Origin of the sequence: Robinsoniella sp. RHS, from assembly GCF_001029355.1 — a bacterium.
In the GTDB taxonomy this organism is placed as follows: Bacteria; Bacillota; Clostridia; order Lachnospirales; family Lachnospiraceae; genus Robinsoniella; species Robinsoniella peoriensis.
The window spans coordinates 21,420-30,372 of sequence record NZ_JNGB01000050.1 but is presented as its reverse complement, the minus strand read 5'-3'; the positions used below and the strand labels follow the sequence as shown (position 1 = coordinate 30,372).

8 protein-coding genes are annotated in these 8,953 nt (G+C 42.7%); 4 read left to right on the top strand and 4 right to left on the bottom strand.

Going from position 1 to position 8,953, the window contains the following annotated elements; translation table 11 throughout:
* Positions 1–1,111: cofactor-independent phosphoglycerate mutase (locus RHS_RS18665; RefSeq protein WP_047834035.1), on the top strand; the 1,111-nt coding region annotated here is incomplete at its 5' end.
* A gap of 72 nt (positions 1,112–1,183) precedes the next feature.
* A complete protein-coding gene (locus RHS_RS18660; protein WP_027296419.1) occupies positions 1,184–2,395 on the top strand; it encodes an aspartate kinase in 1,212 nt (403 codons plus the stop codon).
* 77 nt (positions 2,396–2,472) lie between these two features.
* Here the strand turns inward: RHS_RS18660 and RHS_RS18655 are convergent, their stop codons facing one another.
* The gene (locus tag RHS_RS18655) at positions 2,473–3,201 is read right to left on the bottom strand and encodes a DUF975 family protein (protein ID WP_027296420.1); all 729 of its coding nucleotides are present in this window, start codon (positions 3,199–3,201) and stop codon (positions 2,473–2,475) included.
* A 157-nt stretch (positions 3,202–3,358) separates the two neighbouring features.
* On the opposite strand from RHS_RS18655, the gene RHS_RS18650 reads away from it, so the two are divergent.
* Positions 3,359–3,784: a DUF2752 domain-containing protein gene (locus RHS_RS18650; RefSeq protein WP_047834033.1), complete on the top strand. Its 426-nt coding sequence runs from the start codon at positions 3,359–3,361 to the stop codon at positions 3,782–3,784.
* 19 nt (positions 3,785–3,803) lie between these two features.
* Here the strand turns inward: RHS_RS18650 and RHS_RS31345 are convergent, their stop codons facing one another.
* Complete coding sequence (locus tag RHS_RS31345; protein ID WP_052378013.1) at positions 3,804–4,385, bottom strand: DUF4190 domain-containing protein; 582 nt, start codon at positions 4,383–4,385, stop codon at positions 3,804–3,806.
* Positions 4,386–4,543: 158 nt separating this feature from the next.
* On the opposite strand from RHS_RS31345, the gene RHS_RS18640 reads away from it, so the two are divergent.
* Positions 4,544–6,694, top strand: coding sequence for a Tex family protein (locus tag RHS_RS18640; RefSeq protein WP_027296422.1), 2,151 nt, complete (start codon positions 4,544–4,546; stop codon positions 6,692–6,694).
* A 78-nt stretch (positions 6,695–6,772) separates the two neighbouring features.
* Here the strand turns inward: RHS_RS18640 and RHS_RS18635 are convergent, their stop codons facing one another.
* Positions 6,773–7,687: a LysR family transcriptional regulator gene (locus RHS_RS18635; RefSeq protein WP_047834032.1), complete on the bottom strand. Its 915-nt coding sequence runs from the start codon at positions 7,685–7,687 to the stop codon at positions 6,773–6,775.
* Between the two features lie 14 nt (positions 7,688–7,701).
* Positions 7,702–8,799 carry a radical SAM/SPASM domain-containing protein gene (locus tag RHS_RS18630; protein ID WP_027296424.1) on the bottom strand — a complete coding sequence of 366 codons (1,098 nt, stop codon included), beginning with the start codon at positions 8,797–8,799 and terminating at the stop codon, positions 7,702–7,704.
* Positions 8,800–8,953: the final 154 nt, after the last annotated feature.

Below are 8,953 nucleotides of genomic sequence, written 5' to 3'. Positions count from 1 at the left end.
CCTAGTGATGGATGCTTTAGCTAAAGTATCTGAGATAGGAATGCTCCATACAATTCCACAGGGAATGAGCCCGGGAAGTGACACCGCGAATCTTTCCGTTATGGGATATGATCCAAAAGAATATTATACAGGAAGATCTCCTTTGGAAGCGCTCAGCATCGGTGTGCCGATGCAGGCAACGGATGTAGCCCTCCGCTGTAATCTGGTAACGCTTTCGGAAGAGGAGCCTTATGAAGAGAAGACAATCATTGATCACAGCTCAGGTGAAATCAGTACAGAAGATTCAGCAGTGTTATTGAATGCAGTGCGGGAAGCACTGGAAGATGAGCGTTATAAATTCTATGTTGGTACCAGTTACCGCCATTGTCTGATCTGGAATCAGGGGAACGTAGTTGCGTTAACACCGCCTCATGATGTTCTGGGGCAGGTAATCGGAAAGCATCTTCCGGAGGATCGCGTACTTGCCGAAATGCAGAAGAAGAGTTATGAAATCCTGGTGAACCACCCGATTAATATCGAACGGAAGAAACAGGGAAAAAATCCAGCGAACAGCTGCTGGTTCTGGGGGGCAGGAACGAAACCTGCGTTATCCTCATTCGAAGAGAAATTCCATAAAAAGGGAGTTATGATCTCCGCTGTGGATTTGCTTAAAGGGATTGCAGTAGGAGCAGAAATGGATAATATTACGGTTGAAGGCGCAAACGGAGGCCTGCACACCAATTATGAAGGCAAGGCGCAGGCGGCAGCGGATGCACTGTTAAAAGACGGCTATGACTTCGTGTATATACATGTAGAGGCACCGGACGAGATGGGCCATCAGGGAAGTGTAGAAAAAAAGGTTCAGGCTATTGAATTTTTAGATGAACGTGTGATAAAATACGTAAAGGAACAAATGGATGCAGCTGGTGCAGATTACCGTATGCTGGTACTTCCTGACCATCCGACGCCGATCTGCGTACGTACACATACTTCTGATCCTGTGCCGTATCTGCTGTATGACAGTACAGCACCGGGAAATGAGACATGGAACTATAATGAGGCAGAAGCAAAGGATAGTGGAAACGACATTGCCAAAGGGCACCTGATGATGGAATATTTGTTCTCTAAATAAAGCGAAATGGCGTATCCGGGAGTTTTGTATTTCCGGGGAAGCCCAAAGTAAATGAAGACGCAGGAGAAAAATATGTTAGTAGTAAAAAAATTTGGCGGTACTTCTGTAGGCAGCAAAGACAGAATTCTAAATGTTGCAAGAAGATGTATTGAAGAACATCAAAAAGGGAATGACGTGGTAGTCGTTCTTTCCGCTATGGGTAAGACAACGGATGAATTGCTTGCCAAGGCGAAAGATATTAATCCAAGAGCTTCAAAAAGAGAAATGGATATGCTTCTTACCGTAGGAGAGCAGACTTCTGTATCGCTTATGGCAATGGCGATGGACGCTTTAGGTGTTCCGGCAATTTCTTTAAATGCATTCCAGATAGGAATGAAAACCACATCGGCATATGGAAATGCCAGGCTCAAGAACATTGATACGGAACGAATCAGACATGAATTGGAAAGCCGCAAGATTGTAATCGTCACAGGTTTTCAGGGTATCAACAAATATGATGATTATACCACTCTTGGACGTGGTGGATCAGACACGACGGCAGTGGCGCTGGCAGCAGTGCTGCATGCAGATACATGTGAGATCTATACGGATGTGGATGGCGTGTACACAGCAGATCCCCGTATCGTAAAAGATGCCAGAAAAATGAAAGAGATTACATACGATGAAATGTTAGACCTGGCAACACTGGGCGCCGGCGTACTTCATAACCGTTCCGTAGAGATGGCGAAAAAATATGGAGTAACCCTGGTAGTGCGTTCAAGCTTAAATGATTCAGAAGGAACTGTGGTTAAGGAGGAAGTTAGCGTGGAAAGAATGTTGGTAAGCGGTGTCGCTTTGGATAAAAATGCTGCAAGAATTTCAGTAATGGGGTTAAAGGACGAACCAGGTATCGCTTTCAAATTATTTGATACATTGGCAAAGAAACATATTAACGTAGACATTATCCTGCAGTCGATTGGACGTGAGGGAACAAAGGATATCAGTTTTACGGTAGATGAAGATGAAGCAGATGAGACAATTGCAATTCTGACGGACAATAAAAACCGTATTACTGCAAAAGAAATTACCTGTCAGAAAGAAGTGGCAAAGATGTCAATTGTAGGTGCCGGTATGATGTCAAATCCCGGAGTCGCTGCGAAAATGTTCGAAGCGCTGTACAATGCCAGAGTGAATATTAACATGATTTCTACATCAGAAATCCGTGTGACTGTACTGGTAGACCAGGAGGATGGTGAAAAAGCTCTCCGTGCCTGCCATGAGGCATTTGGACTGTCTGAAATATAGAAGAATCAGATAGATGCACATAAAATCAGACAAATAAAAAGAGCAGAATTTCTGCTCTTTTTATTTGTCTGAAAAGTTTAATTCATTGCAGCCGGAGGCAGTTCACCCCGCAGATCCATATAAAATAAAGTAAGTGTTGTATTCATATATGGAGCAATCCAAAGGAGTCCGATATAACAGGAAAGGACACTGAGCAGCAGAAGACCGATGAAACTGATGATCAGGTAAAACAGGCGGCCTTTGTTTCCACGCATCATTTCCTTACTTTCCCGGAGAGCATCCATTACTTTCATATGCGGATCGTCAATGTATAAATATACTGCCTGAGAATAAGACAGCATTAAAAAAATTGATGCAACTACGCCGATAACCTCAAACAGGATCAGCAGCAGGTCCAGAACCAGAAGATCCAGAGCCTTGCTTAACACTGCCAATAAGATTACAGGCAGGAAACATGCCAATACCATGAGAAATAAAAGAATTAGAATTGCAATCACATGGTCCGGATAATTCCGGAACCCGTACAGGATATCCCCGATTTTATATTCTTTATTTCGGCAGAGATTTAAAAACAGGCTGGACATTCCGGCAGAAAGAACGCCTAAAAGGATCGAAACAATAAATTCGCACAGGTAACTGACAATGAGCCCGGATGTAGTAAAGGTTCTTAATAAAGTAAAAGTGCTGAAAAAAGTAATTATAAAAGTGATAACAAAGAAAATAATCACGGCGCCCATTGGTACGGAATAATTGCCAAGGAGCTTCCCTTTTGCTATACTTTTTAGTTCTGATGATGAACGTTTCATTTTGTATACTCCTATCTGAATATATTTGTCAAATCGCAGCAGTACGGATGCGAAAATTTTGCAACTTTAGCAGTCCTATGTTATACTGGTACAGCAAAACTTACTTATACAATGTTCAGAGCATTTTTCATATACGCCCTAGACTGGAGGTATTACCTTGAAGAAGGAAAGCGAAAGAAAAAGTTTATATAAAATCGGCTGGATATTTTTGATACTGGGAAGTATTCTGACTATCCTGGTAAAAGCATTTCACATACAGTTGGGAGCCTTTTTACTGCCCTGCCTGGTACATAAATATACAGGGCTGTATTGCCCCGGATGCGGAGGAACCCGCGCATTCTCTTTCTTAATGGAAGGCCATTTCCTAAAATCCTTGTATTACCATCCGGTGGTGGTGTATGGTGTGGTAATATACCTGTGGTTCATGATTTCAAATACCATTGAAATCCTCTCAAAAGGACGGTGCAAAATTGGCATGTTCTACAGAGACAGGTATATCCATATTGCGGTAATCATTATAATACTGAACTTTGTAATAAAAAATGCAGTCCTGATCATTTGGAAATATCCAATGATTCCGTAGTCCCATAAACCAGAAATGCTTATATGGCATCATTGGGAACCGGTGTTACACTGGATTTGGGATTTTCTTTGATCTTGGGCATGTTGTCGCCGCCGTTTCCGCTTCCACCGTTGAAATATTTATTAAAATAGTCTTCCAGGTCCTGTGAATTCTGGTCTGGCTGCTGGGAAGAGCCGCCGGAAGAACCATCGGATGAACTATCATATCCATAATAATCTAAATAATCCTGATACATCTTTTCGAAGGTTGTATTTCCCATATAAGTGTTGCTCACCAAAACGGCAATGATCATAAAAACACTGATGCCGATTCCGGCAATGGATATTCCAAGTCCCGTCTTACTCCGGGAATCCATACGGGTTGAGCTGCCTTTCGACAGTAAGGCTAGAATAATGCCTATCGCGCCTACCGGAATGGAAATATACAGGCAGCAGGATGTCACCAGGGATATAATTCCCAGAATCATAGCTGCAGTTGAAAATGAATTTGACTCGGGACCGGGGCCGTAATTACCGGGCGGAGGGTTCTGTCCGTAATTATTTGGCGGGGTACCGTAATTATTAGGGGGAGTCCCCTGATTATTGTAATTTTCGTAATCCATAATAAACGCTCCTTCGCATTTGATATTCTGTATTATAATAACATAACAAAAATTGAAACACAAGAAATTCCTTGCCCGCTTCCGGGTTTTGAAGTATAATAGCCAAAGAATAAAAACAATTGGGAAACATTCCAATATACATAGCTAAGGAGATAAACATGGATATTAATAAAAGTTTGGCGAGAGAGCTGTCAGTAGATCTATGGCAGGTGGAAGCTGCCGTAAAATTAATAGATGAGGGAAATACCATACCATTCATTTCAAGGTATCGTAAAGAAGCAACCGGATCCTTAAATGACGAAGTACTTCGTAAGCTTTACGAACGGCTTACTTACCTGCGAAATCTGGAAGAGAAGAAACAGCAGGTATTATCCAGTATTGAAGAGCAGGGAAAGCTGACTGAAGAATTAAAGAAACAGATTCTTGGGGCAGAGACCCTGGTAGTGGTAGATGACCTGTACCGCCCATACCGTCCGAAGAGAAGGACAAGAGCCACAATTGCGAAAGAAAAGGGACTGGAACCCCTTGCAAATATTATTCTCCTGCAAATGACCACAAAGCCGCTGGAAGAAGAAGCAAAGGCATTTATATCCGAGGAAAAAGAAGTACTGACTGCGGCAGATGCCATTGCCGGTGCAAAAGATATCATCGCCGAAAATATTTCTGACGAAGCAGATTACCGTATTTACATAAGAAATATCACGGAAAAAGAAGGCAGAATCATATCTGCGGCAAAAGATGAAAAGGCAGAATCTGTATATGAGATGTATTATAATTATGAAGAAGCCATCTGTAAAGTAGCAGGGCACAGAACCCTTGCGCTGAACCGCGGGGAAAAAGAAAAGTTCCTGAATGTGAAAATTGAAGCTCCTGAGGAACGCATTTTGCAATATCTGGAGAAGAAGATTATCATAAAAGAGAATCCGGTCACTGTACCGGTGTTAAAAGATGTGGCAGAAGACAGTTACAAACGTCTCATCGGTCCTGCAATAGAACGAGAAATCAGAAATGCAATGACAGAAAAAGCAGAAGACGGAGCCATCAGCGTATTTGGCAAAAATCTGGAACAGCTGCTTATGCAGCCTCCAATTGCCGGACAAACAGTCCTGGGATGGGATCCGGCGTTTCGTACCGGCTGTAAACTTGCAGTCGTTGACCCAACCGGAAAAGTGCTGGATACAACGGTAATCTACCCTACGGCACCTACTTCCGAAGCGAAAATAAAAGCGGCAAAAGATACCCTTAAGAAAATGATTAAGAAATATGGTATTACTTTATTTTCAGTGGGAAATGGAACGGCATCCCGGGAATCAGAAATGATTATCGTAGAATTATTTAAAGAGATCGACGAGCAGGTGCAGTATGTAATCGTAAATGAAGCAGGAGCTTCTGTTTATTCAGCAAGCAAGCTGGCGACCGAAGAGTTTCCAAACTTTGATGTGGGACAGCGAAGTGCTGCTTCCATAGCAAGAAGAATTCAGGATCCTCTGGCGGAACTGGTTAAGATCGATCCAAAGTCTATCGGTGTGGGACAGTACCAGCATGATATGAATCAGAAAAAATTAAGTGAAGCTCTGGGCGGTGTAGTAGAAGACAGCGTAAACAAAGTTGGAGTGGATCTTAATACCGCATCCGCATCCCTTTTAGAATACGTTTCCGGCGTTTCCAAAGTGATTGCAAGAAATATTGTTGCCTACCGGGAAGAAAATGGCAGATTTACAAACCGCAGGCAGTTATTAAAGGTTGGAAAATTAGGACCAAAGGCATTTGAACAATGTGCCGGCTTTATGAGAATACCGGGAGGAGCAAATCCCCTGGATGCCACCAGTGTCCATCCGGAGAGTTACGATGCGGCTAAAAAGCTTCTGGAAACTTTAGGATTTAGCGTGGAAGATATCACGGCAGGCAGGCTTGACGGATTATCTAAGAAAATCCGGGATTATAAAAAGCTTGCAGCTGACTTAGAAGTAGGTGAGATTACCTTACGGGATATTGTAAAAGAACTGGAAAAACCGGGACGTGACCCACGTGACGAAATGCCAAAACCAATTCTGAGAAGTGACGTACTGGATATGAAAGACCTGACTCCGGGAATGACGCTTAAAGGAACTGTCAGAAATGTAATTGATTTCGGGGCTTTTGTGGATATCGGTGTGCATCAGGACGGTTTAGTGCATATCTCCCAGATGAGTGATAAGAAATTTGTAAAACATCCGCTGGATGTTGTAAGCGTTGGGGATATTGTAGAGGTAAAAGTGTTAAGCGTAGATCTGCCTAAGAAAAGAATCTCTCTGACAATGAAAATATAATAAGATATCATTACCGAAATAACAATATGCAAAAACAGACAAGTGCCGGAACGTGCATTTGTCTGTTTTTCCCTGTAGTTACGTATTGGAATGCATACGATTTGCATTTTCATCCTGAAAAAGATTTTTGCACAACTCAATAAAGTGCTTTGCAGAACTTGTTAAGAACTTATTTTTATGGTAAATAATATGGAATTTGCGCAGGAAAGATAATCCCTCAACTTTTATTTTACAGATGGAATCCCGATACTGGGGGGCATCATCTACAAACTGTGCAGGTACAATGGTGATGCCCAGATCATTGGCAGCTGCATGAATCAAAGCAAGTGTACTGGTACTTTCCCATACGGGATGAAGAACCAGGTTCTTAAGAAGCAGGCTGCTGTCAACAATTTCCCTTGTTCCGCTGTTTTTTTCACGTAATAATAATGGCTGTCCGGAGAACTCAGTCAGTGTGATCAGAGGTTTCACGGCAAGGGGATTTGTTTTACTGCAGATGATGCATAATTCATCTTCGCAGAGGCATTCACCAAAGATACTGTCCGCATGGATTGGCCCTTCTATAAGGCTGAAGTCCAGTTCGTTTTGTAAAATTTTTTCTTCCAGGATATCAGAGCTGTTAATCAGGATTTCTGTTTTCATATGGGGATATTCTTCCCGGAATGCTTTTACCAGACGGGGCATATAATGTGTGCCAAGAGTCATACTGGCGCCAATACGAATGGTGCCGATATTATCACAGTCACGCATCTCTGTTTCCAGGGTATCAAATAAAGACACAATATGTGTGGCATAGCTGTAGGCTTTTCTGCCCGCGTCTGTTATATACATTTTTCTTGAAATCCGTTCAAATAAAGGAACTCCGTAATAATCTTCCAGTTCCCTGATTGCCAGGCTGACGGCGGGCTGGGAAAGAAAAAGCTTTTGTGCCGCTGCCGTAACACCTTCACAGTCACAGACCGCAGCCAGGATACGCATGTGTTTCAGTGTCATGAGGGGCTCCTTTCTTACATTGTCTGCGCAATCTCATACAGCTTGGGATAAGCTTCGTACAAAAAGTCCTGATAGGGGCAGTAATCCTTGATTTGATTATAAAATGGGCGGTAGCGTTTACAGCCGCATCCGCAGAGGGATTTTACCTTACAGGTTTCGCATAATGAGGAAATCTCCGTATTATATTCTAAAAATTTCCTGGTGGCCGGGCTGCTTTTTATTTGTTCCAGATTGTCAGTTAAGATGTTGCCGCTTTTGTATTCGTCCAGTACATAAAAATCGCAGGGATAGACGCTCCCATCGGATTCCAGAACAAATTGGGGCGTGCAAAAGCCCATTAATCCGCACTGCTCCGCAGGACGGCCGCGAAGCATCCATACAAGGTTATCGAATTGGCGGACACTGACATAGCGTCCTTTTTTTAATTCCTCATACCACAGCAGAAAGAAGCGCTTCATAAATTCTGCATAACCCTTAGGATCCAGGTCATGAGGAGCAGTCAGATCCGAATCTAAAGGACGCAGGCAGGGAATCAGCTGAACAAATTTAAAGTCCTGTTTTAGATAGAACTGAAATAAAGTCTGGGGTTTTTTAGCGGTCTGTTTTGTAATTACGGACAGGATATTAAAGTCTACGCCATACTTTCGGAAAAGCTTTAAGGTATGGTTTACCTGGTCATAGGTGCCCTTGCGGTTGCTGCCAAGCCGCTGATAATCGTGAATTTCCCGGGGACCGTCCAGGGATAATCCCACCAGAAAATGATATTTCACAAACATCCGGCACCAATTTTCATCTATCACGATACCGTTGGTCTGGATAGAATAAGAAATTTTCACCCCGGTAGGCGCCAGTTTTTCTGCCTGTTCCGTAAAATATGTAAAATATGATAGTCCTGCCATGGTAGGTTCCCCGCCCTGAAAAGTAAAGCTGATGGAGGCAGGGGATTTTACCCCGGCAAACGTTTTAGCCAGAAGACAGTCCACGGTATCTGCTGCCATGATACCATAGGAAGCAGTTTCCCGGTGACTGGCAACATCGTAATAAAAGCAATAGCGGCAGCGCATATTGCAAAGTGATGAGGCAGGTTTTATAAGCATGGAAAAATAATTCATAGGATACTCCTTAAAATTTTTAAGAATCGGTCAATGCCGGCATCTTGTGAATTTATTATAAAACGGGATTAGAAAAAAAGCAATCGGACAGTATGGACAAACCATCTGCTGATGTTTTACAATAGGTTCATATAAAAGATAATAGAGGAGAGGT

Coding starts and splice junctions, on each gene's coding strand:
- RHS_RS18655 (WP_027296420.1), bottom strand. CDS start 3,201: ATGAAACGTTCATCATCAGAACTAAAAAGTATAGCAAAAGGGAAGCTC.
- RHS_RS31345 (WP_052378013.1), bottom strand. CDS start 4,385: ATGGATTACGAAAATTACAATAATCAGGGGACTCCCCCTAATAATTAC.
- RHS_RS18630 (WP_027296424.1), bottom strand. CDS start 8,799: ATGAATTATTTTTCCATGCTTATAAAACCTGCCTCATCACTTTGCAAT.
- RHS_RS18635 (WP_047834032.1), bottom strand. CDS start 7,687: ATGACACTGAAACACATGCGTATCCTGGCTGCGGTCTGTGACTGTGAA.
- RHS_RS18640 (WP_027296422.1), top strand. CDS start 4,544: ATGGATATTAATAAAAGTTTGGCGAGAGAGCTGTCAGTAGATCTATGG.
- RHS_RS18660 (WP_027296419.1), top strand. CDS start 1,184: ATGTTAGTAGTAAAAAAATTTGGCGGTACTTCTGTAGGCAGCAAAGAC.